Raw genomic sequence first — 25,071 nt, forward strand, 5'->3', positions numbered from 1 at the left:
AAGCCCAGGTGCGCTGACCTGGGCTGGTGCTCCCCCACTTGGACTCGAACCAAGAACCCTCCGGTTAACAGCCGAATGCTCTGCCAATTGAGCTATGGGGGAATGAAGTTGTGTGTCCTGGCCGGTCTCCCGGCCAACGAGGAGAAACTTTAGCGCACGCCCTTCCGGCCGCGGTCAACCACCCCCTCGTTCCGGTCTCCAGCGCCGCGACCGCCGCTAAGGGACACTGGAGCGATACCGAACCACCGGAAGGAGCTGGCGGCCATGAAGAAGTTCCTGCTGGGTGCCGTCGTGGGCTACGTGCTCGGGGCGAAGGCAGGGCGCGGCCGGTACGAGCAGATCGTGCGCACGTACCGGAAGGTCGTGGACCATCCCGCGGTGCAGGGTGCGGCGGGCATCGCTCGGGCGAAGGTGGGCGAACGAGTGGGCGAGCGGGTTCCCTTCCGCCGCACCGGGCCGGTCGAAGACCACGACTGATCCGGCACCCGAAACTGTCGGTAGCGCCCGGTAACGTGAAGATCAGGGGCTCCCCTGGGCGTACGAACGGTCCGTTCGAACGGCCTCGGCGGGGCGGTTCGATCGGAGGGCGGGCCGGGTCAGGGGGTCTTGGCGACGGCGAAGACGCGGCGGAACGGGAACCAGGTGGTGCCGTCGGGGCGCGGCGGGTAGACCTCGTCCAGCATCGGTGCCAGCTGCGCGCGGAAGCGGGTCCACTCGGCGTCGCCGAGCGCCGCTTTGACGGGCCGGAGCGCGGTACCGGTGATCCATTCGAGCACGGCATCGGGGCCGGTGAGCCGCTGCGCGTAGGTGGTTTCCCAGGCGTCCACGCGGCAGCCGAGTTCGGCGAACAGGTTCGCGTAGTCGATCGGGTCGTCCACGGCGTCCGCGTCGCGGAGGTTCGCGCCGCGCAGCCGCTCCGCCCATTCCCCGCTCGCCGCGAGCTGGCGCAGCAGCACGTGCGACGGCGCGTTCAGGTTGCCGGGCACCTGCATCGCGAACCACGCGCCTGACGGGAGCGCGGCCACCCACTTGCGCAGCAGGGCGCGGTGTTCGGGCACCCACTGCAGCACGGCGTTCGTCACCACGACGTCCGTGTCCTCGCGGGGTGACCAGTCGCGGACGTCGACGAGCTGGGCGTCGATACCGGCCTCACGCGCCGCGGCGACCATCTCGGGCGAGTTGTCCGAGGCTTCGACGACCGCGCCCGGCCAGCGGAGCGCGAGCGTCCTGGTGAGGTTTCCCGGGCCGCAGCCGAGGTCGACCACGCGGCGCGGCGAAGGGTGGCCGATGCGGGCGACCAGGTCGTGGAACGGCCGTCCGCGCAGGTCGGCGTAGTCGAGGTACTTTCCCGGATCCCACATGAGACCTCCCAGACGCCACAAAACAGTACGCTCATACTGCTGCAATCAGTACGAGCGTACTGCTAGCTTCCGGGATTGGCCAGCTTCGCGCCGGCGTCACGGGCGATGTCTTCGACGAGCGTGGCGTCCACCCCGGGATCGGCGCGGACCTGCAGCACGACGCCGTCGCGGCCGGGCACCTTGCGCTGGACGAACCAGACCGCGCCGCCGTCGAGCTCCTGCCGGTGCCGCGACCGGATCGACCCGTCCACGCGCTGGCGGATCATCAACGGCACCTTGCCGGGGCTCGGCAACGAGTAGCGCACCGGGTCGCGGTCGGTGAGCAGGACCGCGTCGCCCGCGGTACCGGTTTCGTCGGCCTCGGTGATCGCGAGGAGATCCGCGGTCCACGCGGCCTTGCTGATCAGGTGCCAGCCGATCCGGCGCGCGCCGGATTCCGACGGCACCCAGAGCCCGAGCGCGGTGACCACGACGTGCCCGCCACCCGCGACCGCCGCTGCCGCGAGCGCGTGCTCATCGGCTTCCAAAGTGCCCGGGAACCCGTCGGGCAGGGGATCGCCCATGAGCCGCCGCAGCCAGCCCATCAGTCCATCCCGCCGACGGCCTGCTCCCGCAGCGCCTTGCGGTACTGCTCGAGCGCGACGAGATCGCCGAACAGGGCGCGGTACTCGTCAGCGGCCTCCACCGGCGAAAGCCGTTGCAGCTTCGACTTGATCTCGCCGATCTGCCTGCCGACCAGGTTCTCCTGCACCGCGGCGAGCACCCCGCCGACGTAGCGCGCGTCGGCATCCCCCTTGGCGCGCAACGGTTCCACCGACAGTTCGCTCATCACCCTTCGCGGCGTCCCTTGTGGACAGTGCGGGGTGGCGGCGTCGATCAGGGCCGGTCCGGTGAGCCCGCTCGACGCGCCACCGGCGGCGAGCACCGCGCGGTGCACCGAGACGTAGACGGGATGGGTGAACGCCTCTTCGGGCAGTGCGTCGTACTCGGGCCCGGCGATCGCGGGTTCCTGCAGCGCCGCCTTGAGCGCCTCGCGTTGCGCGATCAGACGCGGATCGCCGGGCGCGGGCCTCGGCACGTCCTGCGACTCGGCCTGCGCGGGCGCCGGGGCCTTGGGCGCCGAGCGCTTCGGCGCGGCCTTCGTGCCCGAACTCGCCCGGACGCGGCGCACCACCATCGCCTCGTCCTGCCAGCCGACCCACCAGGACAGCTTCGTCGCGTACCCGTCGCGCTTGGCCCTGTCCTTGATCTGGGCCACCACCGGCACGGTGTCGCGCAGGGCGGCGACCTGGCCGTCCACCGAGTCGAGGTCGTACCCGCGCAGCATGCTGCGGATCGCGAACTCGAACAGCGGGGTGCGCCGGGCGACCAGGTCCTTGACCGCCGCGTCCCCCTTGGCCAGCCGCAGCTCGCACGGGTCCATGCCGTCCGGCGCGATCGCGATGTAGGTCTGGCCCGCGAAGGTCTGGTCGCCCTCGAACGCCTTGAGCGCGGCCTTCTGCCCCGCTTCGTCGCCGTCGAAGGTGAAGATCACCTCGCCGCGGAACGCGTCGTCGTCCATCAGGAGCCTGCGCAGCACCTTCATGTGGTCCTGGCCGAACGCGGTGCCGGAGGAAGCGACCGCGGTCGGCACGCCCGCCGCGTGCATCGCCATCACGTCGGTGTAGCCCTCGACGACGACGACCTGGTGCCGTTTCGAGATCTCGCGCTTGGCCATGTCGAGGCCGAAGAGCACTTCGGACTTGTGGTAGATCGGGGTTTCGCTGGTGTTGAGGTACTTGGCCTCGATGCGGTCGTCGTCGAACAGGCGGCGCGCGCCGAACCCGACGACGTCGCCGGAGAGGTCCTTGATCGGCCACAGCAGGCGGCGGTGGAACCGGTCGATCGGGCCCTGGCGGCCCTCCTTGACCAGCCCGGCCGTGATCAGCTCCTTCAGCTCGAAGCCCTGGTTGAGCAGGAGCTTCGTCAGCTTGTCCCAGCCCGCGGGCGCGAAGCCGCAGCCGAAGGTCGCCGCGGCAGCCTGGTCGAACCCGCGCTGGGTGAGGAACTCGCGCGCGGTCTGCCCCTCCGGGGTGTTGAGCTGCTCGGCGTAGAACTTCGCCGCGATCCGGTGCGCTTCCACCATGCGCGTGCGGGTGCCGCGGTCGCGCTGGACGCTGCCGCCACCACCCTCGTAGGTCAGCCGGAACCCGGCGCGGTCGGCGAGGCGCTCCACCGATTCGACGAACGAGAGCTTCTCGATCTGCATGATGAACTTGATGACGTCGCCGCCCTCGCCACAGCCGAAGCAGTGGAAGGTGCCGTGCGTCGGCCGCACGTTGAACGACGGGGTCTTCTCGTCGTGGAACGGGCAGAGCCCCTTGAGCGCGCCCCCGCCCCGGCGCAGGGCGACGTAATCGCCGATCACCTCGTCGATCCGGTTGCGGTTACGCACTTCCGCGATGTCACTTTCCCGGATCCGGCCTGCCACGGGAGACAGTCTAGTCCTCGTCCGGCACACTCGATCCGGTGAGCACCACCGAGCAGGACCTGGACGGCCTGGCGAGCGAGTTCGCCGGGCTGAGGGCACATCTGACCGCCGTCGCGTACCGCTTGACCGGCACGGTTTCCGACGCCGAGGACGCCGTGCAGGAGTCGTGGCTGCGCCTGGCCGGGCTCGCGCCGGGCAAGCGCGCCGAGATCCGCGACCGGAAGGCCTGGCTGACCACGGTGGTCAGCCGGATCTGCCTCGACCGGCTCCGCTCGGCCGCCGTGCAGCGCGAGCAGTACGTCGGCCAGTGGCTGCCGGAGCCGATCGTCACCCCGCTCGAAGGCGCGCCAGGCGAGAACCCGCTCGACGTGGCCGTGCGCGACGAAGGCATCCGGATGGCCGCGATGGTCGTGCTCGACAAGCTCACCCCGGAGCAGCGCGTGGCGTTCGTGCTGCACGACGCGTTCTCGGTGCCGTTCGGTGAGATCGCGAGCATTCTCGGCTGCTCTCCCGAGGCCGCGCGCCAGCACGGTTCGCGGGGGCGCCGCGCGGTCGACGACGCCGGCCCGCCACTGCGGACCACGCTCGAAGAACAGCAGGCGCTGCTGGAGAAGTTCATGGTCGCGATGATGACCGGGGACATCCAGGCCGTCGCCGAAGCGCTGCACCCGGACGTCGTGCTCATCGGCGACTCGAACGGCAAGGCGCGCACCTCGCGGCAGATCATGGTCGGCGGCGACAAGATCATGCGCTTCCTGCAGGGCCTGCTGCGCAAGTACCGGCCCGGTTCGTTCGAAAGCGCCGTCCCGGTGCTGGTCAACGGCGACCTCGGGCTCTACATGCCGCCCAACCCCGGCGACGACGGCCACATCGCGCTCGACGCGCACGTGAACACCTTCGCCATCTCCGGCGGGCGGATCATCGCGATCTACGACTGCGCCAACCCTGACAAGCTGTCACGGGTGCCGTCGGCTGGCACCGGGACGAGGCAGGCGTCCCCCGACGTGAAGCCCTGATCGGTGATGTCGAGCGCGCTGTTCATCCGGCCACGCAGGTTCTCCACCGCGATCATGTAGGTCAGTTCGAGCAGGCCCTTGCGCCCGAACGCGGTTTCCAGCTCGGCGACCTGCTCGTCGGTGACCGCGACCGGGGATGCGGTCATCGCGTCGGCGTAGGCCAGCGCCAGCCGTTCCTCGCCGGTGAACAGGTCCGAGGTCGCGTACTCGTCGATGTGCTTGAGCCGGTCGATGTCGAGCCCCTTGTGCTTGATCAGCATGGTGCCGAAGTCCACGCACCAGCTGCAGCCGAGCTGGACGGCGGTGCGGTACACGGCGAGATCGCGCACGGCGGGCGGCAGCGTCGTCGCGGCGCGCTCGATCATCAGCTCGTGCACCGCGCCTGCCCACATCAGGCCGGGGTGGTGCGCGCTCACGGTGACCGGCTCCGGCACGGCGCCGTACTTCTTGCGCGCGAACCGGTAGGCGAGCCGGGTGAGCCTGCTCGCGGCCTTCGTCGGGACGCCGGGGATGCGGGACATGGGTCCTCCTTCGTGCGGTTCGGTCATGACGAGGACGAGGCAGCTCCGGCGGATGTGACAGGGGTGACGAGCGTCTCCCCCGCGGCCTCCTGCGCCCGTGTCGGCGCGCGCCACCACGCGACGGCCATCACCAACGCGCCCGCGGCGAACACCACGGTCAGCCCGGCGTCGTCGAGCGACCCGGTGACGACCAGCGCCAGCCAGCCGAACACGGCGATGCCCAGCGCCCCGCCGCCCTGGCGGGCGAAGGTCAGCGCACCGAGCGCGGTGCCGACCCGGTCGCGCGGCGCGCTGGACTGCACCAGCAGCGTGTAGGCGGAGGCGGTCAGCCCGAACGCGGCGCCCGCCAGCGCCAGCCCGGCGGCCAGCAGCACGGTCCGCCCGGTGCCACCGGCCTGGGGCGCCACCGCGAGCGCGGCCATGCCCACCACGCCGGTCGCGCAGCCGAGACGGCCCCATGCGGCCATCGCTGGCCATCGCCTGGCGAGCACGGCGAACGACAGCGAGACGGCGAGCTGGCCGACGGTCATCGCGAGCAGGAGCGCGCCGGCGGCCGCGGGCCCGCCCTCGCCCGCGGCGAGCCCGCCGAAGGTGATCATGGGGAACAGCGCGCTGCCCGCCATCGCGGTCACCAGCACCGACCGCGACACCGCCCGGTTCGCGAACACCCGCGGCGGGATCAGCGGGCTCGCCGCCCGTCGTTGCCGCACCGCGAATCCCGCACCGGCGGCCACTCCCGCCGCCACCAGCACGGGTGTCCACAATGGACTTCGGGCGAGCGCGCCGACGGTGCCGAGCGCGACCGCCGCGGAACCGGCGACCGCCACGAGAGCGGCGCCGAGCACGTCGAACCCCGGCCGTTCGCCGGTGACGCGGCGGCCCGGCAACGAGCCGGCGCCGAGCACGACCGCGAGCAGGCAGATCGGCAGGTTGAGCAGGAAGATCCAGCGCCAGCCGGGACCGGCGGCGAGCGCACCCCCGACCGGCGGGCCGCCGAGCGCGGCAATCGAGAACACCGCGGTCTGCCAACCCGCCCTGCGCACCAGCTCGGTCTTGGTGAACAGCTCGCCGAGACCGCTGATCGCACCGACGATCAGGCCGCTTCCGCCGACGCCCTGCACGGCCCGCGCGGCGATCAGCCACCCGATCCCGGGCGCCGCCGCGCAGGCCGCCGAGGCGAGGGCGAACAGCAGCAGCGAGCAGAGGACCATGCGGCGCCTGCCGACCAGGTCGCCGAGCCTGCCGTGAACCGGTGTGGACACGGTGACGGTGAGCGCGTAGGCGGCGTTGACCCCGGCGATCGCGGGCCCGGCCGCCAACTCGGCGTCGAGCGACCGGAGCCCGGCGGACAGCGCCGTGCCGTCCAGCTGGGCCATCAGCATCCCCAGGAGCAGCGCCGCGAAGGCGCGATTTTTTACGTGCATAAAGCACACGATAACATGCAAAACACATGCTTTCAGGTTGACGGCACCAGCGCACGACTCCATTCGGGGGCGTGGCACTATGTCCCAACCCAACCGCTCGGGTGAACCGCTGGAGGGCACGACACTGGAGGGCACGACTGCAGTGACCGAGCAACACGAAGACGCGGTAACGGACAAGGAGACCCGCACGATGCCTGGCGCCGGCGCCGCGCTCTTCCGGCTGGTGCGCTTCTGGACGCGCCGCTGGGCCCCCGGGGTCGCCAGCGGCATCAGGGGGCACGACGAGAACGTCCAGAACGTCTACGTCGTCGAGGCGATCGCGAGCGCCGGTGACGCGCGCAGCGAGGTGACCGTCGCCGACATCGCGCACCAGATCGGCATCGACCGGTCGGTGGCGAGCAGGATGATCGCGGTCGCGGTGGGCGCGGGCTACGTCCGCCGTGAGACCTCGGGCAGCGACGCCCGGCGAGCCAACCTCGCGCTCACGCCGTCCGGTGAACAGTTCCTCGCCGACTCGCACGCCTACCAGCAGCGGACGTTCGAGTCGCTCGTGGCGCACTGGCCCGCGGACGACCGCCGCCGGTTCGCCGGCTACCTGCGCAGGCTCGCGAAGGAAGTCATCGACGAGCCGCCGGTGGGCTCTACGAACCGGTCGTGAGCACCCGCACGTCCCACACCCACACCCCGTCGACGAACTCCCCCGGCTTGTGGAGGAGTTCGTCGACGGTCTGCTTCAGCGGAACCTGGTGCTCGTCCGGGCCCAGCACGAGCACGTCCGCGCGCCAGTAACGCAGGTCGCGCAACGCCTTCGCGCGCGTCCGGTCGTCGATCACGGCCGCGGCGCCGGTTTGGACGACCTCGTCGAGCAGCCGCGAAGTAGACGTCGTGACGGCGCCGTAGCGGCCGCGTTTGTCGTTGGGGCCGTTGGGCCCGACGAAGTAGCCCTCCGCGAGCGGGAACCCGAGACTCGCCTCCACCTGCCAGCGCAACGGTTTCGCGTTGCCGGGACTGGCCAGCGGCACGGTCACCACCGACTTGCCCTGACCGACGAACTGGCGCCAGGTGCCGTCGGCGAAGAAGGCGGGAGTGGCCGGGCGCGTGCCGCTTTCGAGCGGGGTCGGCGCGATCGGCAGCAGCACGGCCACGAGCGCGCCGCACCACAGCAACCGCACCGGGAGATCCGCCTGGACTTCGCCGAAACGCGGGCTCGCGCGCCAAACCCGGTCGGTCGCCATCGCGAGCAGGATGCCGATCGCGGGCACGCAGCCCATCGCGAACCGGGATTCCAGCACGGATTCGAACAACGGCAGGCCCGACAACAGCTTCCAGGGCAGGATGATCCCGGTGTCGGTGTGCGACACGATGAGAGACACCCCTAGGGACAGCAGCGCCATCACAGCCATCGCGATCGCGACCGCGCGCGCCAGCACCACGCGCCACAGCCAGCCGCTGATGACGACCACCAGCACGATCAGCGGCCAGCCGAAGAACGCGTTCTCCTCGGTGTAGTTCAGCGCGACGTCCTGCGCGACGTTCGCGTCCCCCGCGACGGACTGGGTGGGGAACCGGGTGAAGGCCGCGGTGTCGTTGCCGACCGGGCCGTGTTCGAGCGAGGCGTAGCTCTGCGGGCCCGAAAACTGCCACCACAGCGGGAAAGCGGCGAGCGCGACCGACACCAGGATCGCGACGCCGAGCCCGATCGCGGTGGGGCGCACCAGTTCCGGCACTTCGCGCGGGCGCGAAAGCGCGTAGGCGATGGCGAACACGACGAAGCTGAGCATGCAGATCAGCAGCGGCTCCTCGCCGAGGAAGATCTGGTAGGCCAGCAAAAGGCCGAGGACCACACCGTCGCGCACCGGGCGTTCGCTGCGCACCAGCTTCACCAGCCGCAGCACGATGAACGGCAGCACGAACAGCCCGACGAAGTTCGGATGCGCGTTGCCGTGCGAGATCAGCGGCGGCGCGAAACCGCAGAACAGCCCGCCGACCGCGGCGGCGAACCGCGAGGTCACCAAGTGTCGCGAAAGGACCCAGTACCAGGCGGCCGCGGTACCGGCGAGGCCACCGGTGAGCGCGATCGCCCAGGTGACGGTCGGGCCGAAGAGCAGCGTGATCGGGGTCAGCGGCACCCCGACGCCGAGCATCGCGGTGTTCGCCATGAGGTTGACGCCGAGCGGGTAGTTCTGCAGATCGCTGGCGAGCGGGTTTTCCAAGTGGGACACGGCTTTCGCGGTCACCGCGAAGAACCACTCCCACATGTTCTGGTCCTGCGCGCTGTTGACCAGGTACCCGGTGCCGAGGTTCAGCCACTGTCCGCTGTAGACGAACAGCGCGAAGAGCAGGAAGCCAGCCACGATCCCGGTGTCGGCACGGGACCACCGCCGCCTGCTCGGCTCGGCGGCGGGTGCGTCGTCGAGCACGGCGGTCAGCTCAGTCGGAAAGTCACTCACGCCGGTTACACGTCACCGGCGGGCGAAAAGGATGCACGCACTTCGCGATTCCTTCACGGTTCGACGACACGGGCGAAGAAGTAGACCACACCAGTCGCCTGGTGCCGCACGAGAAGGAGGAATGGGCGGTCGACCGACACGCTGACCTCGTCGGTCGGCATGGATGTGAGGCGCATCATAGCCGCGGTCGCCGCCGCGCCCTCGAAACCGCGCTCGTCGACGCGCAGCACGGACTGGTGCAGCACGTCGGAGACCGCCAGGCGCGGATCGGGGCTGAGCCCGCTCAGGTCGGCACCGGGCGCGAACATCGTGCGCACGCCGAGCTGCGGGAGCGCGCGTGTGAGATCGGTGCGGACGTCGAGGTCGAGCTTCGGCAGCGCGAGGATGACCTGCCGCGGCCGGAGCCCGTCGAGCAGTGCGGCGAGCGTCGGCGCGTCGAGCGAGGCCTCCTGCGCGGCCAGATCGCCGTCGGGCAGCAGGACGACCGCCTCGGCGCCCCCGATCGCGGGCAGCCCGACGAGCTGCCAGCCGCTGTCGGCGTGGTAGGTCAGCCGCTCAGACTGGTGCATCGTCGGCACCTCGCGCGGCCCCGACGGCGCCGCGAACACCGCGGGCGCGGTGGCGCCGTCGGAGAACGGGATCGCCCACGGGCAGCGCAGGTAGAGCGCGTTCACCACGCTGGCCACGGTGTCCGCGGTGACGATCCCGGGCGGGAGCAGCTCGGGGATCAGGCCGCGGGTCGTCTCGGCGATGTCCGCGTTGATCATTTCCCTGGCGCGCTCCGGTTCGGTCACGAACGGCGCTTCGGCGACCCTGCCGCCTGGCCAGGTCGCCAGGTCCCTGGTGTAGTCCGGCTCGATCGGCAGTTGGTCCCACACCCAGAGGGTGTTGGCGACCGCGAGGACGGGTTCGTCGCGGTCCGGCCGCGGCTCGAGCGTCGCGGCCTCGCGCAGGGGCCGCGCGTCGAAATCGGCGCCGAGCAGGGCGGACAGCTCGTCGGCCGCCTTGCCGCGTGCGGCGCGCGCGACGAGGCCGAGCGCGCTGGCCACCGAGTACGGCGAGAAGCACGAGTCGGCCCCGCCCGCGGCGACGACGCGGTGCAGCGCGAGGCTGAAGGTCAGGTGCGATGCGGTCGTTCCGTCGGACACACCCGCGACCGTACTACCCGCGCGGGTCCGGCAGGTGCGCGCCGACTTCCGGCGGCGGGACCGGCCGCGCCGCCCCGCCGGACGGCCCGGACGGACGGGGGCGGCGCGGTTCGCGCACGCCCGCCGCCCCGCCGCGGCCGGGGTTGTCGCGCGGTCCCACCCCGGCGGGAACGCGCCTGCGCAGGAGCCGACGCACCAGCCGTGGCAGCGCGCCGAGCAAGCGTTTCGGTCTCATGCGCCCAGTGTGGCACCGCGCGCGGCGGTTTCCGCCGATTCCGCTCCCAGCGGAAAGTTCTAGCCGTGCCGCCCGAGGTGCCAGGAGTGCCACGCATGGGCTTGGGCGTCGGTGAGCGAGGCGACCTGGTCGACGACCACGCGCAGCTTCGCGTCGTCACCTCCCGCCGCTTCCCACGCCGTGCGGTAGGCCACGTCCAGCGACTCCGGCGCTCGGGCGGCGAGTACGCGCACCAGCTCGGCGAGCACCTGGCGCTGCCCTTCCTGCATGGCGAGGCGGCGGGGATCGCTCATCACGTACCGGACGGCGAGCGCCTTCAGCAGCGCCACCTCGGCGGCGACCTGCTCCGGTACCGCGAGCCGCGCGGCGTACCGGGTGAGCGGGCCCTCGCCCCATTCGTCCCTGGTCGCGGTGACCACCGCGGAGGCGAACCGGCCGACGAGCTCGCTGGTCAGCTGCTTGAGCGCGACCTGCGCCCCGAGCGACGCGTCGTACCCGGTCTTCGCCAGCTCCGCCACCACGGGCAGCGCGGCCAGTTCGCGCGCCGCATCCTCCACAGTGGACACCGACTGGGCGGAGAAGTGCTTGGTGGCCAGCTCCGCGACCGCGGCGCGCTCCTCGGCGTCGGTCAGGACGTGCAGCGAGATGCGGCCGGCGAGCACGCCGTCCTCCACGTCGTGCACCGAGTAGGCCACGTCGTCGGCCCAGTCCATGATCTGCGCTTCGAGACAGGTCAGCCCGGCGGGCGCCCCCTCGCGCAGCCATTCGAAGGCGCCGGAATCGTCGGCGTAGGCGCCGAACTTCCGGCCGGGGCGCTCACCCCGCCGCCACGGGTACTTCGTCGTCGCGTCGAGGCACGCCCTGGTCAGGTTCAGGCCCACCGCCATGCCGTCGACGGTGAGCGCCTTCGGCTCCAGCCTGGTGAGGATCCGCAACGTCTGCGCGTTGCCCTCGAACCCGCCGCAGCGCTCGGCGACGGCGTCGAGCGCGTTCTCGCCGTTGTGGCCGAACGGCGGGTGCCCGATGTCGTGCGCGAGCCCCGCGGTGTCCACCAGGTCGGGATCGGCGCCCAGCTCCTCGGCGATCCCCCTGCCGATCTGCGCGACCTCGAGCGAATGCGTCAGCCGCGTCCGCGGCGCGCCGCTGATCTCGGTGCCCTCGCCCGGCCCGACCACCTGGGTCTTCCCGGCGAGCCGCCGCAGCGCGGCGGAATGCAGGACGCGGGCCCTGTCCCTCGCGAAGGCGCTCCGCCCGTCGGCGCGCGTGCCCGGCAGCGCGGCGCCCTTGGCGGCTTCGGCGAGGCGGCGCCGCAGATCGTGCTCGGTGTAGGTCACCGGGCAAGCCTAGGACTTCAGCCGACGGTGGTGCCGCCGATTTCGTCCGCGGGGCTCTTGGTGAGCAGGTAGAACAGCAGGGCGCCGGTCTCGCGGTAGATGTACATCGCCTGGCGCTCCCTGGTCTTCACCATGGGCCCGGTGTGCGTCGGCGAGCTGCGCGTGTCGAGCCCGGAGTCGTCGGCCATGGTCATCGCGCGCAGCGAATGCCACGGGTCGCTGACCACCACCGCGGTCCGCCAGCCCCGGTCCCGCACCGCGGTGGCCACCGCGCGCAGGCTGCCGAGGGTGTCGCTGCCCTCGCCCACCACCATCGTCGACGCGCGGGGCACACCGGCTTCGCGGAGCCACTTCGCGCCGGCGTCGGCCTCGGTGAACCGGTCACCCGCCTTGTTGCCGCCCGTGGTGACGACGGTCTTCGCGACGCCCGCGTCGTACAGCGTCTTCGCGTGCTGCAACCGCGCTTGGAACACCTCGGAGGGTTTGCCGTTGTACTGCGCGGCACCCAGCACGATGATCACGTCGGCGTTCGCCCTGTCGTCGACGCGCGCCACCTGCCACACGCGGAACGCGGTGCCGCCGATCACGAGCGCGACGACGACGACCGTGCCGAACACGGCGCGGCGCACCCAGGTCGCCTTCGTGGGCCGGATCGGCGGGGACGTGTTCATCGGGACGATTCTCGCAGAGCCGCACCTCCCGCCCGCGCCACCGGGGGTGGGTGCGCGTGGCGGGCGCCGTCCGCGCTCGGGGGCACGAGGAATCGGTCCGCCCGCGACGGGCGGGCGGAGCATGACGAATAACAATTTTTCGGCGACTTCTTTGGTAACCGATCACAAAAACGCGAATGCCGCCCGGCACGCTGCGGCAATTCGCCGGAACCTCGGTTACCCTCGCGTAAAGAGTGCGCCTCCGGCCGAGGGTGCCGGGCAAATCGCCGGGATCCACCAGGCGCACGCCGTGATCGCCGTGATCCGCCGAATCACGTAACGCCGGATTCCGCCATGAACAACCGTGAAACCGAAGACCCTCCGTTGGTAGGTACCGGACCCGGCGCGCCGGGCGCATCCTTTTCACACCTCCGGCCCCCATTCTCGGCCAGTGAATCGGGAAACCATTCCTGGAATGGCAGGCCGGAGCCCCCCTCCCTGCTCATGTGAAGGAGTTCCGGTGTGAAGACCAAGATTCCGGTCCTGCGCGGACTGGCGGTGAGCTGCGCGGCGGTCACCGCCCTGCTCGCCGCGCAGGCGCCGAGCGAGGCGGCACCGTCGACCACCGCGGCCACCGACCTGGACATCAGCATGCAGGCCCAGGAGAAGAACCAGTGGTGCTGGGACGCGAGCGGCAACACGATCGCCGACTACTTCGGGCACACGCTGTCCCAGACGAAGTTCTGCCAGATCGCGCACAACGAGTCCGGTTCGGACTGCTCGAACCAGCAGGGCTACCTCAGCGATCAGCAGCGCGTGTTCCGCTACCTCGGCTTCCGCAACGCGGGCACCTACAACTCCAACGGCTACACGCTGAGCTTCTCCGGGATCAAGCAGCAGATCGACGCGCGCCACCCGATCGGCACCCGCATCGGCTGGAGCTCCGGCGGCGGCCACATGCACGTCCTCTACGGCTACGACAACTCCAACGGGGTGACGAAGGTCGAGTACGGCGATCCGTGGCCGAGCAACCGGCGCTACAACTCCATGAACTACAGCTCCTACCGGTCCAACAACTCCTTCACCTGGACCCACACCGTGTACGGAATCGAGGGATGAGCGCGATGAGGAAGCACCTGGTACGCGCGGCCTTGGTGTTCGGCGCGGGCGCGCTGCTGGCGCTCGGCCCCGGCGAGGCGTTCGCCGCCGACGGTCCCGCGGGCGCCCCTAGCGGGCAGGACCTCGCGGTGATCAGCGGGGTCGTCGGCGGCAAGAGCACCATCGACCGGCTCGCCACCACGAAGTTCCCCGGTGCCGCGACGGTCAGCGCCGAGGCGGCGTCGCGGACCGCGCAGGCCGACGTCACGAAGCCGGTCAGCGTGTACGAGCCGACCGCGGAGTTCATCGCGGGCAAGTCCTCGGTGCCCGCCGCGCTTTCCTACGTCGCGGTGCCCGCGCGGACGGGCGACGGCTCGGTCGCCACGGTGTGGGCGCAGCGCGAAGCGGGTTCGTGGTCGGTGTTCAACGTCGCGTCCGGTGATGTCGAAAACCGGCTCGCTTCGGCCGCTGGCAAGGGTTATCTCGTGCACGAGCCGCAGGTCAACGCCTGGTACTCGGTGGAAGGCGACACCGTCACCGTGCTCGACGGCTCGGTGACCGGGGTCGCCACCGGCACCAGGATGAGCGTCGCCGCCTACCGCGCGGCGCTACACGACCGGTACGCCGACAAGCTGCCCGGCTCGGCGTACGACCGCTCCGGCGCGGGCGGCGGGTACACCATGGCCGTGGCCGCGAAGCCCGCCTCGGCGGAGCCGGAATCGTCGACCGCCTGGTTCGTGGCCGGTGGCGCGGTCCTCGCGCTGCTCGTCGCGGGCTCGGTGGTCGCGATCCGCGTCCGCCGGAACTGACCGGTGGCCGTGGTGCCGGGAGGTGCGGGCCCGGCACCACGGCCTCCGTTGCGGATGGCGGGGCCGCGGGCGAGAATGCGCGCCATGCCCCGCCATTCCGCGCCGGGTCCGGCCTCGACCGGCCGCGTCCCGCCGGATTCGATCGCGCTGAGCGAAGTCGACCTCGCCCTCGTCGAAGCGCTTCAACTGGACCCGCGAGCGCCGTGGACGAGGATCGCCGGCGCCATCGGGATCGACGCCACCACCGCGGCGCGGCGGTGGGAGCGGCTCCATTCCGCCGGGCTGGCCTGGCTGACCGCCTACACGACCACGCCGACCACCACCATCGGCTACCTCGACCTCGCCTGCCGCCCCGACGCGCTGCCCGCGCTGACCGAGGAGCTGTGCCGGTGGCCCTCGGTGTTCAGCGTCGAGCGCACCACCGGCCGCTACCAGCTGTTGCTCGGCGTGACCACCCACGACCTCGCCGCGCTGGACGCACTGGTCACCGGCCGCGTCGGCGAACTGACCGGCGTCGACTCGACCCGGCTCGCGATCGCCACCAAGGTCTACCGGGAAGGCAGCGGCTGGCTGGTCAGGGCGCTGGCGCCGGAACAGCGCGCCGTACTGGACGACACCGCCGCCCAGGCCCGCGCGCTCGTGCCGGGGCGCTGGAACGACGCCACCGTGGCGACCCTGCTGGAGGCGCTCAGCGTCGACGGGCGCCGCAGCTGCGCCGATCTCGCGCGGGACTGCGGGATGAGCGAGTCCGCCGTGCGCCGCGTGCTCGGCCGCATGCTCCGCAACCACGAACTGGACTTCCGGTGCGATCTCGCGAACGGCCTCGCGGGCTGGCCGGTGATCGCGACCTACCGGCTGGACGTGCCGGGCGACCAGCTCGACCGGATCGCGCGGGCACTGGCCACCCGGCCCGAAACGCGGCTGTGCGTCACGGTCACCGGCGAGCACAACCTCATCCTGACGGTGTGGCTGCACGCCCCCGTGGAATGCGGCGCTTTCGAAGCGCAGCTCGCCACCGCGGCCCCCGAGGCGCGGGTGGTGGACCGGGTCGTCACGATCCGCATGCCCAAGCGCATGGGGCGCCTGCTCGCGAGCAACGGCACCGCCGTCGGGCAGGTCCCGATCATCCCCGCGCGCACGTGACCGCGGGCGGCCCCGCTAGAGCCAGCCGCGTTCTTCGCTCAACCGCACCGCTTCCGCCCTTGTCCGCGCGCCCGTCTTCCCGATCGCCGAGGACAGGTGGTTGCGCACGGTTCCCTCCGAAAGGAACAGCTTCTTCGCCACGTCGGCGACCGTACTGCCGTCCCTTGCCGCCTCCAGCACCTCGCGTTCGCGCACGGTGAGCGGGCTCGCCCCGGTGGCGAGCGATTCGGCCGCCAGCGCGGGATCGACCACCCGGAGTCCACTGTGGACACGGCGGACCGCGTCCACGAGCTGTTCCGGTGACGAGTCCTTCACCACGAACCCCGCGGCGCCCGCGGCCATCGCCCTCGACAGGTAACCCGGCCTGCCGAAGGTGGTGCAGATGATCACCCGGCACGACGGCAGCGCCGCGGTCAGCTCCGCGGCCGCGGTCAGCCCGTCCTTGCCCGGCATCTGCACGTCCAGCAGCGCCACGTCCGGCGTGGTCTCCTTCGCCGCGGCCAGCACCTCGTCGCCGGACCCGACCTGCGCGACGACCTCGACATCGGGTTCCAGCCCGAGCACGGTCGCCAGCGCGCCCCGCACCATCGCCTGGTCGTCGGCGAGCAGCACCTTGATCACGCGAAACCCCCGGCGGGTTCCACGCGCGCCGACGGCGCGGCGGCGGGCTCCGACGGCAACGGCACCTCCGCGCGCACCACGAACCCGCCGCGCGGCCGCGCCGACGCGGTCAGCGTCCCGCCCACCGCACCGAGCCGCTCGGTGAGCCCGTTCAACCCGTTCCCGCTCGGCACCGATCCGGCCGCCTTCCCGTCGTCGGAGATCTCGACCCAGTTCCGCCCCAGCCGGATCTGCGCCCGCTTGGCGCCGGAATGCCGGATCACGTTCGTCACCGCCTCGCGCACCACGTAGCCGAAGGGGCCCTGCAAACTCGGCTCCACGTTGTCGACCGCGTGCGGGAGGTCGGCGTCGATCTCGGCCGCCCGCAGCGCCGCGCGCGCCCCGACGATCTCCGCGGACAACGACACCTCACGGTAGTCCGACACGGTGGCCCGCACGTCCGACAGCGCGCTGCGCGAAAGCCCTTCCACCTCGTGGATCTCGGTGATCGCCTGCTGCGCGTCTCCGCCGCGTTCGAGGATCTTGCGCGCCAGGCCCGCCTTCACGGTGATCGTGGTGAGGCTGTGGCCGAGCACGTCGTGCAGGTCCCTCGCCAGCCGCGCCCGTTCCTCGGCCACCGCCAGCGTGCTGATCTCGGCGTTCGCGATCTCCAGCCTGCGCACCGCCCTGACCAGCCTCGCCATGAAGAACACGGCGGAGGTGATCGAGGTGACCGTGATGAGGTCGCTCAGCTGCTCGCCGAACCGTCCTTCGAGCCAGGTCACCCCGAAGAGCACCAGCAGGGCGCCGCCGTCGAGGATCAGCCCCCACGCGGCGGGAAGCGTGAACACCACCACGAGCGAGGCGTAGAGCAGGATGTACGGCGATTTCGTCACCACGGCCAGCACGGTCCCGATCGACAGCATCGCGACCGGGTGCGCGAACATGAGCCACCGCGGGCCGGGCGCTTGGACCGACGGGAACGTGGCGTAGAGGACCCCGTACACGAGGAACAAGCCGCCGATGACGTAGTTGGACACCGTCACCGGCGGCTTCGCCAGTTCGATGAAGCTCGGGATGTAGGAGGGAAGCAGGAACACGCAGCTGACGACCACCCACCGCACCGGGTGAAAGTGCGATCCGTTCCGGTCGACCGGAACGTCGCCCCACCACGCCTCTTTGGTGTCGAGGCCGACTGACGGCCCGTGCTTCTCGCTCAGCGTCATTCGGAGCGCGTTCCTTCCCGTCGGCACGCCGTTCAGACGCGTGCGCTGTCCTTACGGTAGCGGCGCACGACCGCCGCACCCAGCACCACCGTCCACCCGCCGAGCACCAGCGCCGCCGTCCCGAGGCCCACCGTCAGGTCCTGGGTGATCACGCCGCGCCCGATCTGGGTGAGCCAGTAGGTTGGCATCACCTGCGCCACGTCGTGCAGCCACGACGGCATCGTGTCGATCGGGATCCACACCCCGCCGAGAAGCCCCATCCCCATCGTCACCAGCATGGTCACCGGCTGCATCGAGTCCGGCGTGCCGAACTGCGCCAGCAGCAGGCCGAGCAGGACGAACGGGACGCCGCCGATCCACAGGCCCAGCACGATCCTCAGCCAGCCCGCCGCGTCGAGGTGCACCCCTTCGACCAGCGATCCGATGAGCGGCACCACGACCAGCACGGGCAGCCCGACGGCCATCCCCGACACCGTCTTCGCGGTGAGGTAGCCGGGCCCGGACAACGGGGTCAGGCGCAACTGCCGCTGCCAGCCCGAAGCCCGTTCGAACGCCAGTTTCGCGCCGCTGGACATCGCGGCGGCGAACACGCCGAAGGCGATCATGTTGACCATCAGCACGCCGACCACGGCGGGCCGCGACGGATCGTCGGCCTTCACGAAAACGTTGGCCTGCAAGAGAAACATCAGCACCGGGAAGGCCACCGCGAAGATCACGAACCGCGGCTGGCGGTACGGGCGGCGGATCTCGGTCAGCAGGTAGGTCAGGCTCATCGCACGCCGTCCTCGGTGTCGTCAGCGGTCAGGGAGAGGAAGGCGCCTTCGAGGCCGACCGCGGTGATCTCGATGTCGTGCGCACCGGGGAAACCGGACAGCAGCGCGCGAAGCGTGGCATCGGAGTCGTTGCTGGCGAGCACGACCCGGTCGCCGCGCAGCTCGGCCTCGGTGACGCCGGGCAGCGCGGCGACCGCGCGTTCGGTCGCGCCCGGCACGACCGCACGGACCGTCCGCCCCCCGACGAGCGCACGGACCTGTGCCACCGAGCCGTCGGCGACGATCGACCCCGCCCGCATGAACACCACCCGATCGGCGAACTCCTCGGCCTCGTCGAGGTAGTGCGTCGCGAACAGCACCGTGCGCCCCGAATCGGTGTACTCGCGCATCGACTTCCAGAACTCGCGCCGCGAACCGACGTCCATCGCCGCGGTCGGCTCGTCGAGCACCAGCAGGTCCGGGTCGCACACCAGCGCCACCGCGAACCGCACCCGCTGCTTCTGCCCGCCGGAAAGCTTGGTGCTGCGCCGTCCCGCGAGGTCTTCGACGCCCGCGCGCCGCAGCGCCTCGGACACCGGCATCGGCGCCCGGCTCAGCGACGCGATCATGCCGACCGTCTCCCCCACGGTCAGGTCCTCCAGCAACGCCGCACCCTGCAGCATCGCGCCGATGGCCCCCTGCGCCACCGCGTCGGCCGGGGTGCGCCCGAAGACCGTCACCGAACCCGCGTCCGGTTTCGTGAGGCCCAGCAGCATGTCCACGGTGGTCGACTTGCCCGCGCCGTTCGGGCCGAGCAGCGCCACCACCTCACCCGGGGCGATGGTCAGGTCGATCCCGTCGACGGCGCGGACGTCGCCGTAGTGCTTGCGCAGTCCGGTGAGCCGCACCGCGGCCCCCGCTGCCACCTCCCGTGCCGCGTCGGTGGCGGCCGGAGTCGAAGCTGTCTTGGTCATGCCACCGAGCTTGCCGCCGCGGGCGCCCCGATCCGCAGGCCGCGCGTCATGACCTCGGCATGACACCTGTCATGGGGCCGTACGAGCGGAACGGCCCGCCACCGGTTCCGGTGACGGGCCGTTCGCGGCGGGCTTGCTCAGCAGCCGATGAGGCGACCGGCCAAATAGGACTCGAGCTTGTCGATCGCGACGCGCTCCTGCGCCATCGTGTCGCGCTCGCGGACGGTCACCGCGTGGTCTTCGAGCGAGTCGAAGTCGACCGTGACGCAGAACGGGGTGCCGACCTCGTCGTGGCGGCGGTACCGGCGGCCGATCGCGCCCGCGTCGTCGAAGTCGACGTTCCAGTGCTTGCGCAGCATCGCGCCGACCTCCTTCGCGCGCGGCGTCAGGTCCGCGTTGCGCGAAAGCGGGAGCACCGCGGCCTTGACCGGGGCCAGGCGCGGATCGAGCTTGAGCACCACGCGCTTCTCGACGCCGCCCTTGGCGGTCGGCGCCTCTTCCTCGTGGTAGGCGTCGACGAGGAACGCCATCATCGACCGGCCGACCCCGGCGGCGGGCTCGATCACGAACGGGCGGTAGCGCTCCTTCGTGGTCTGGTCGAAGTACGACAGGTCGACACCCGAATGGTTCGAATGCGTGGTGAGGTCGAAGTCGGTGCGGTTCGCGATGCCTTCGAGCTCGCCCCATTCCTGCCCCGCGTTGAAGGCGAACCGGTACTCGATGTCGACGGTCCGCTTCGCGTAGTGCGACAGCTTTTCCTTCGGGTGCTCGAAATGGCGCAGGTTCTCGGACTTGATGCCGAGATCGGTGTACCACTCGGTGCGCCGGTCGATCCAGTACTGGTGCCAGGTCTCGTCCTCACCCGGCTCGACGAAGAACTCCATCTCCATCTGCTCGAACTCGCGGGTGCGGAAGATGAAGTTGCCCGGCGTGATCTCGTTGCGGAAGGACTTGCCGACCTGGCCGATGCCGAACGGCGGCTTCTTGCGCGCGGTCGACTGCACGTTGAGGAAGTTGACGAAGATGCCCTGCGCGGTCTCCGGCCGGAGGTAGGCCAGCCCTTCGGCCGATTCCACCGGGCCGAGGAAGGTCTTCAGCATCATGTTGAAGTCCTTCGGCGCGGTGTACTCGCCGCGGGTGCCGCAGTTGGGGCACGGCACCTCGGACAGGTCGTCCTCGATCACCTTCTTGCCGGTGCGCTCGGAGAACTCCTCGGCGAGCTGGTCCGCGCGGAAGCGCCGGTGGCACGAAAGGCATTCCACCAGCGGGTCGTTGAACACGTTGACGTGCCCGGAGGCTTCCCACACCTGGCGCGGCAGGATCACCGAGGAGTCGAGGCCGACGACGTCGTCGCGGCCCTGCACCATGGTCTTCCACCACTGGCGCTTGATGTTCTCCTTGAGCTCGACACCGAGCGGACCGTAGTCCCACGCCGAACGGGTACCGCCGTAGATCTCTCCGCAAGGGAAGACGAAACCACGACGCTTGCAGAGACTGACCACGGTCTCGATGGTGTTGGCTGGCACCCACGCTCTCCAGACATGCGGGAACGGTTATCTGACTCGGTGTGCCAGCGTATCCGGCCGTTCCCGCCTGGCTGGCAACGGGTTGACCTCAGGTTTACGGGTGGGACACCAGATCGGCTGTCACGATCCGATTGTCTTCGTAACCCTCTGTGCCACCAACGTATTCCCCGCCGCACGTGACGAGCACGAGCCGGTGCGGGCCGTCCTGTCCGAACAGCGCCTGCGCGCGGTCGGCGAGGCCGTCTTTGTGCACGGTGACGATGTCGCGCACGCGGTACACCCAGCGCCCGCCCGCGGTGTCCACGACGGCGACCTCTTGGCCGTTCTTCATGCTCCAGAGCTCGTTGAACGGGCCCTTCTTGCCCTTCCAGTTCACGTGCCCCGACAGCAGCGCGGCTCCTTGGGCGTCGCCGAGCTTCGCGCCCCACCAGGTCGCGTCGTCGAGCCCTTCGGGGATCGGCAGCGTGCCGTCCGCGGTGAGCTCCTTGCGCACCAGCTTCGCCGTGCCGCCGGACGGGAGCCGGACCGTGCCCGGTTCCTGGCCGGGCGGCGCCTGCTGCTCACCGGCGGCGGGCACCCCGGCCGCCTGGCTGGTCTCCCCCGCGGCGGCGCCGGGCGCCGACGGCGCGCTGGCCGCGGTCTGGGAGTCACCGCCGCCGAAGGCGACCAGCACGACGACGAGCGCCGCCACGACCACCGCGGCCGCGCCCGACACCAGCCAGGCGATCTTGGCCCGTCCGCCGCGGCGCGCCACCGGTGCCGGGGGCTCCGCCGGGAACTCGGGCTCCCCTTCGACGTGTTCCACCATTCCTCCGCTGCTCCTTCGCTGTCCGTCCACCCGCCGCCCGGACCGGCCGGCACCCTTTACATGCGGCGCCAGCCGGTCCGGGTTGCAGCGAATCTCCGGTCAGCTCCGGACGCGGCGGCGGTACAGCACCGTCCCCGCGCCCGCGCCCGCGAGCAGGACCGCGCCGATCCCGATCGCCGCGGCGGGCGAGGAGCCTTCGGCCGCGGCCGCCTGCGCGGGATCGTCGCCCGCCGGGATCTTCACCGGCACCGCGGGCTGGCTCGACGTGCTCGGCGCACCACCGGGAGCCGTCGTGCTCGGCACCGGCTTCGCGACGAAGTCCTTCGGCACCCCGCACGCGACCAAACCGAACTGGAAGTCCGTGGTGCCAAGGGATTCGCCGCGCGTGCCGTCGGGCTTCACCGCGAAGTCCTCGACCTCGACGAACCACCCGGCGACAGTGCCCGACGCCTTGTCCTCGGCTCCGTCCTCGGCGAGCTTCTGCGCGGCCTTCGCCTTCGCCTTCACCGACTCCGGTGACAGGGCAGCGAGCTCGGTGACCCGGGTGATCTTGACGTCGGTGGCCCATTTCGTCGCCGCCGCGTCGAGATGGGTCGGCTTGCCCAGCTTCACGTCCTTGACGACCACCGGCTTCGAGTCCTTCGGCACGTCGATCTTCTTCTCGACGCCGTCCTTGTTCTGGGCGTTCTGGGTGTCCTCGACCTTCGCCAGTATCGAAGCCGCGGTCGCGGTGCCCGCGACCTTGTCGGGCGCGGGGCAGTCCGCGCCGGTCGCGACGCCGTTCAAGTACAGGCCCCAGCCGTGCGTGCTCTTGTCGTCGGTCGGGCGCAGCCAGAAATCGCCCTTCACCGCGGCCGACGGGACATTCGTCTCGGCGATGCCCGCGGTCAGCGAGTAGGGCGTGACCTTGGCGTCCGTCGGCAACTCCGGGTTGCCCTTCGCATAGGAACTGGCGTGCGCGGAGAACCGCTTCGCGTCCTTTTCCGGCACGGTCAGGCTTTCCCGCTTGTCCTTCAGGGTGCCGACCTTGCCCGCGGCCACGACCACCTCGCTGCCCTGCGGCTCCTTGAACTCCACCCCGCTCGCGATGATCCCCGCGCCGAAGGCCACCGGCCCGTCCTTCGGGAGCGGTGTGTCCGCGGCCGACGCCGCCGCCGGCACGGCGGCCACGCACGCGGCCGCCGCGAGGCAGGCCGCCAGCCTTGTCTTCGGAAAGCTCATGTCACCCTCGTTTTCCCAGCCGGGCCTTCGGCCCGGACCTCCACTGGACACGAACGGGTCCCCATTTACCGCTCCCCGACCGGGGTCCCCAAAAAGCCACGGCTACCTGCGCGTGGACGGTGTCAACGTGCCACAGCTCCGGCCACCGTGACAGGGCGTGCACGCATTGGAGACTGGGGTCACGTTAATCGCACACATAATGGGAAGAAATACGCAGCCCGCTACGAAAATCGGTGACGCGCGGGCGCGAAACCGCGCTCAGTGGTGCGACACGAGCTGCGCGGTGACGATCCGGTTGTCGCGATATCCCTCGGTGCCGCCGAGGTAGTCGCCCCCGCAGGTGACGAGCACCAGCCGCGGCGGGCCGCCCTGGTCGAACAGCTTCGGCGCCTGCGCGGGCAGATCGTCCTTGTGCACCGTCACGATCTCGGAAACCCGGTACACCCAGGTACCGCCGCCGGTGTCCACGACCGTCACGTCCTGGCCCGGCTTCGCGCGCCACAGTTCGTCGAACGGGCCCTTCACCCCGGCCCAGTTGACGTGCCCGGACAGCAGGGACACCCCGGTCGGCGCGCCGACCTTCGCGCCCCACCAGCTCGCCTGGTCCAGACCTTTCGGAATGGGCAGCGTGCGGTCGCGCGTGAGTTCCTTGCGCACCAACGTCGCGGTGCCGCCCTCGGGCAGTCGCACCGTGCCCGGCCGCTGCCCCGGCAACGCGTCGATGACCGCGTTGTCCGGCGGAAGCTCCACTTCGGACGGTGGCGGCGGTGGCGAGGCGACTGTCCTCGGCGGCTCGTCGCCGCCGCCCATGGTGAGCACGAGCGCACCCGTGATCACCGCGGCGACGGCGAGCGCACCCAGCGCGGCCGCCGTCCACCGCCGCCATCTCGGCAACGGCTCGGGTGCCCGCTCGTCCGCCTCTTCGTCCATGCCTTGCCGGCGCGCTACTCCGTCACGCGGGCTTCGGCGACCGCCTTGCGCCTGCGCCCGACGACCAGCGCCGCCGCGCCGAGCACGGCCCCACCACCGAGCAGGCCGATGCCGAGCGGCAGCGCGCTCGAAGCGCCTTCCGGCTGGGCCACGACGGCGTCGGCCGTGGTGTACCCGGCAGGGATCTTCACCGGCACGCCACCGCCACCGGCGCTGCCCGGCGACACCGGGGAGAACCCGTTCGGCAGCGAGCAGCTCACGCCACCGAGCACGATGTCGGTCTTCACGTCGTACTTCTTGGACTCCTCGGCCACCTTCGGCTGCTCGGACGGAGGCGCCGGGGTTTCGCCGTTCTCCTGCTCCGTGCTCGGTTCCGCGGCGCGGTGCTGCGCCGTTCCCGGCTGCGCGCTCGTGGTGGCCGGGGTGCGTTGCCCGTTCTCCGGCTCCGCCGGCTTGACGACCACGTGGGTCACGATCTGCACGTGCCAGCCCGCGACCGCGGTGGTGTCACCGGAACGCCATTCCTTCTGGCGCAGCAGCTGGTCGAACTTGGTCACCGGGCTGATCACGACGTCGGACCTGGTCTTCCCCAGGTCCGGGACGTCGACCGCCTTGCCTTCGAGGTGCTCCACGATCGCCGGACCGAGTTTGAGGTCCTTCTTGCTGATCTCGCCGCCACCCGCGGGCAGGTCGACCGGGGCCAGCGCGTCCTTGTCGTCGCGGATCCACAGCTTCGCCGCCGAGGTGGCGGCGGTCGCGCCGGTGTTGGACGGGCACTCGACCGCGGACTTGGCGCCCTGGAAGGCGATCACCGTCTGGTTCAGCGGGGTGCCGCCGCGCGTGAGGTCCTGGAAGGCGAAGTTCGACTCGACCGAGGCGGCGGGCACGGTGGTGTCCCGCAGCGTGGCGATCACCGCGTGGTCCTTGCTGGCGACGCCGTCGGGGTACGGGCTCGCCGCCGCGTCGAAGCGGCCGAAGGTCACGGAGTAGTTCGAGCCCATCGACTGGCGCTCGCCGTCGGTGTTGGGCACGGCCTTGCGCTGGTCCTGCGCGAGCTGCGAGCTGCCGGGGCGGGACGGGGACTTCTGCGTCTCGCTCACCACGGTGCCGCCGCCGGACTGGCCCGCGGGCCCGACCTCGACCGCGGCGATGTTCGCGTACGAAACGGGGCCGGTCTTGTCGTCGACGGTCGTGGCGCCCTGCGCTCCGGCCACCCCCGGGGTCGCGGCGAGCGCGAACGCCGCCGTGCCCGCGGCCACCTTCGTCACGAAACGGCTCATGTCTCCTCAGCTTCCACTGGTCGGCTTTCCACCAACGCCACGGCGAGCTCAGCGACTCGGCCGTCGAATCGAGGGTCAGGTTACTGGAGAACCGG

At 71.1% G+C, this 25,071-nt stretch carries 25 protein-coding genes and 1 tRNA gene; 6 read left to right on the forward strand and 20 right to left on the reverse strand.

Going from position 1 to position 25,071, the window contains the following annotated elements; genetic code table 11:
* Positions 1-29 precede the first annotated feature (29 nt).
* Positions 30-102, reverse strand: a tRNA-Asn gene (locus tag HUW46_RS03335).
* Positions 103-264: 162 nt separating this feature from the next.
* Between HUW46_RS03335 and HUW46_RS03340 the strand changes: the two genes are divergently transcribed.
* Positions 265-477, forward strand: a complete 213-nt coding sequence (locus HUW46_RS03340) for a hypothetical protein (protein ID WP_215545857.1) — start codon at positions 265-267, stop codon at positions 475-477.
* A 119-nt stretch (positions 478-596) separates the two neighbouring features.
* Here HUW46_RS03340 and HUW46_RS03345 read toward each other — a convergent pair whose 3' ends face one another.
* From HUW46_RS03345 to dnaG, 3 genes are all read right to left on the reverse strand, one after another.
* The gene (locus HUW46_RS03345; RefSeq protein WP_215545858.1) at positions 597-1,361 is read right to left on the reverse strand and encodes a trans-aconitate 2-methyltransferase; all 765 of its coding nucleotides are present in this window, start codon (positions 1,359-1,361) and stop codon (positions 597-599) included.
* A gap of 62 nt (positions 1,362-1,423) precedes the next feature.
* Positions 1,424-1,945: a hypothetical protein gene (locus HUW46_RS03350; protein WP_215545859.1), complete on the reverse strand. Its 522-nt coding sequence runs from the start codon at positions 1,943-1,945 to the stop codon at positions 1,424-1,426.
* Positions 1,945-3,840 (reverse strand): DNA primase, encoded by a 1,896-nt coding sequence (dnaG, locus tag HUW46_RS03355; protein WP_442860965.1) that lies wholly within the window; start codon positions 3,838-3,840, stop codon positions 1,945-1,947. The genes HUW46_RS03350 and dnaG overlap by 1 nt, the downstream gene beginning before the upstream one ends.
* Positions 3,841-3,869: 29 nt before the next feature.
* On the opposite strand from dnaG, the gene HUW46_RS03360 reads away from it, so the two are divergent.
* Complete coding sequence (locus HUW46_RS03360; RefSeq protein WP_215545861.1) at positions 3,870-4,847, forward strand: sigma-70 family RNA polymerase sigma factor; 978 nt, start codon at positions 3,870-3,872, stop codon at positions 4,845-4,847.
* Here the strand turns inward: HUW46_RS03360 and HUW46_RS03365 are convergent.
* On the reverse strand, positions 4,760-5,368 hold the full coding sequence (locus HUW46_RS03365; protein WP_215545862.1) for a carboxymuconolactone decarboxylase family protein: 609 nt from the start codon (positions 5,366-5,368) through the stop codon (positions 4,760-4,762). The genes HUW46_RS03360 and HUW46_RS03365 overlap by 88 nt on opposite strands.
* A 23-nt stretch (positions 5,369-5,391) precedes the next feature.
* Positions 5,392-6,792, reverse strand: a complete 1,401-nt coding sequence (locus HUW46_RS03370; RefSeq protein ID WP_215545863.1) for an MFS transporter — start codon at positions 6,790-6,792, stop codon at positions 5,392-5,394.
* Between the two features lie 190 nt (positions 6,793-6,982).
* Between HUW46_RS03370 and HUW46_RS03375 the strand changes: the two genes are divergently transcribed.
* Positions 6,983-7,450: a MarR family winged helix-turn-helix transcriptional regulator gene (locus HUW46_RS03375; RefSeq protein ID WP_215545864.1), complete on the forward strand. Its 468-nt coding sequence runs from the start codon at positions 6,983-6,985 to the stop codon at positions 7,448-7,450.
* Here the strand turns inward: HUW46_RS03375 and HUW46_RS03380 are convergent.
* The 5 genes from HUW46_RS03380 to HUW46_RS03400 are packed head-to-tail and all read right to left on the reverse strand — an operon-like array spanning position 7,434 to position 12,630.
* The gene (locus tag HUW46_RS03380) at positions 7,434-9,242 is read right to left on the reverse strand and encodes a glycosyl transferase (protein WP_442860911.1); all 1,809 of its coding nucleotides are present in this window, start codon (positions 9,240-9,242) and stop codon (positions 7,434-7,436) included. The two genes, HUW46_RS03375 and HUW46_RS03380, sit on opposite strands and share 17 nt — an antisense overlap.
* 53 nt (positions 9,243-9,295) lie before the next feature.
* Entirely contained in the window at positions 9,296-10,390 is a 1,095-nt protein-coding gene (locus tag HUW46_RS03385; protein ID WP_215545865.1) for a serpin family protein, read from the reverse strand.
* Between the two features lie 13 nt (positions 10,391-10,403).
* On the reverse strand, positions 10,404-10,625 hold the full coding sequence (locus HUW46_RS03390; RefSeq protein WP_215545866.1) for a hypothetical protein: 222 nt from the start codon (positions 10,623-10,625) through the stop codon (positions 10,404-10,406).
* A gap of 59 nt (positions 10,626-10,684) precedes the next feature.
* Complete coding sequence (locus HUW46_RS03395; RefSeq protein ID WP_215545867.1) at positions 10,685-11,959, reverse strand: deoxyguanosinetriphosphate triphosphohydrolase; 1,275 nt, start codon at positions 11,957-11,959, stop codon at positions 10,685-10,687.
* A 17-nt stretch (positions 11,960-11,976) separates the two neighbouring features.
* Complete coding sequence (locus HUW46_RS03400) at positions 11,977-12,630, reverse strand: YdcF family protein (protein WP_215545868.1); 654 nt, start codon at positions 12,628-12,630, stop codon at positions 11,977-11,979.
* 501 nt (positions 12,631-13,131) lie between these two features.
* Here HUW46_RS03400 and HUW46_RS03405 point away from each other — a divergent pair.
* The 3 genes from HUW46_RS03405 (at position 13,132) to HUW46_RS03415 (ending at position 15,659) form a co-directional block, all read left to right on the forward strand.
* Complete coding sequence (locus tag HUW46_RS03405) at positions 13,132-13,728, forward strand: papain-like cysteine protease family protein (protein ID WP_215545869.1); 597 nt, start codon at positions 13,132-13,134, stop codon at positions 13,726-13,728.
* A 5-nt stretch (positions 13,729-13,733) separates the two neighbouring features.
* Positions 13,734-14,516, forward strand: a complete 783-nt coding sequence (locus HUW46_RS03410) for a hypothetical protein (protein ID WP_254125770.1) — start codon at positions 13,734-13,736, stop codon at positions 14,514-14,516.
* Between the two features lie 84 nt (positions 14,517-14,600).
* Positions 14,601-15,659, forward strand: a complete 1,059-nt coding sequence (locus HUW46_RS03415; RefSeq protein ID WP_215545871.1) for an Lrp/AsnC family transcriptional regulator — start codon at positions 14,601-14,603, stop codon at positions 15,657-15,659.
* A gap of 15 nt (positions 15,660-15,674) precedes the next feature.
* On the opposite strand, the gene HUW46_RS03420 is transcribed toward HUW46_RS03415, so the two are convergent.
* The 9 genes from HUW46_RS03420 to HUW46_RS03460 form a co-directional block, all read right to left on the reverse strand.
* The gene (locus HUW46_RS03420; protein WP_215545872.1) at positions 15,675-16,280 is read right to left on the reverse strand and encodes a response regulator transcription factor; all 606 of its coding nucleotides are present in this window, start codon (positions 16,278-16,280) and stop codon (positions 15,675-15,677) included.
* The gene (locus tag HUW46_RS03425) at positions 16,277-17,485 is read right to left on the reverse strand and encodes a sensor histidine kinase (RefSeq protein ID WP_215545873.1); all 1,209 of its coding nucleotides are present in this window, start codon (positions 17,483-17,485) and stop codon (positions 16,277-16,279) included. Before HUW46_RS03425 ends, HUW46_RS03420 begins: the two co-directional genes overlap by 4 nt.
* A 32-nt stretch (positions 17,486-17,517) precedes the next feature.
* A complete protein-coding gene (locus tag HUW46_RS03430; protein ID WP_215545874.1) occupies positions 17,518-18,258 on the reverse strand; it encodes an ABC transporter permease in 741 nt (246 codons plus the stop codon).
* A complete protein-coding gene (locus HUW46_RS03435) occupies positions 18,255-19,211 on the reverse strand; it encodes an ABC transporter ATP-binding protein (RefSeq protein WP_215545875.1) in 957 nt (318 codons plus the stop codon). The genes HUW46_RS03430 and HUW46_RS03435 overlap by 4 nt, the downstream gene beginning before the upstream one ends.
* Positions 19,212-19,348: 137 nt before the next feature.
* Positions 19,349-20,737 (reverse strand): glycine--tRNA ligase, encoded by a 1,389-nt coding sequence (locus tag HUW46_RS03440; protein WP_215545876.1) that lies wholly within the window; start codon positions 20,735-20,737, stop codon positions 19,349-19,351.
* Between the two features lie 94 nt (positions 20,738-20,831).
* On the reverse strand, positions 20,832-21,545 hold the full coding sequence (locus HUW46_RS03445) for a class F sortase (RefSeq protein ID WP_215545877.1): 714 nt from the start codon (positions 21,543-21,545) through the stop codon (positions 20,832-20,834).
* 99 nt (positions 21,546-21,644) lie between these two features.
* Positions 21,645-22,766, reverse strand: coding sequence for a hypothetical protein (locus HUW46_RS03450; RefSeq protein WP_215545878.1), 1,122 nt, complete (start codon positions 22,764-22,766; stop codon positions 21,645-21,647).
* A 258-nt stretch (positions 22,767-23,024) separates the two neighbouring features.
* The gene (locus HUW46_RS03455; RefSeq protein WP_215545879.1) at positions 23,025-23,696 is read right to left on the reverse strand and encodes a class F sortase; all 672 of its coding nucleotides are present in this window, start codon (positions 23,694-23,696) and stop codon (positions 23,025-23,027) included.
* A 14-nt stretch (positions 23,697-23,710) separates the two neighbouring features.
* On the reverse strand, positions 23,711-24,976 hold the full coding sequence (locus tag HUW46_RS03460; RefSeq protein ID WP_215545880.1) for a hypothetical protein: 1,266 nt from the start codon (positions 24,974-24,976) through the stop codon (positions 23,711-23,713).
* Positions 24,977-25,071: the final 95 nt, after the last annotated feature.

The sequence above is a fragment of the Amycolatopsis sp. CA-230715 genome, from assembly GCF_018736145.1.
Classification (GTDB): Bacteria; Actinomycetota; Actinomycetes; order Mycobacteriales; family Pseudonocardiaceae; genus Amycolatopsis.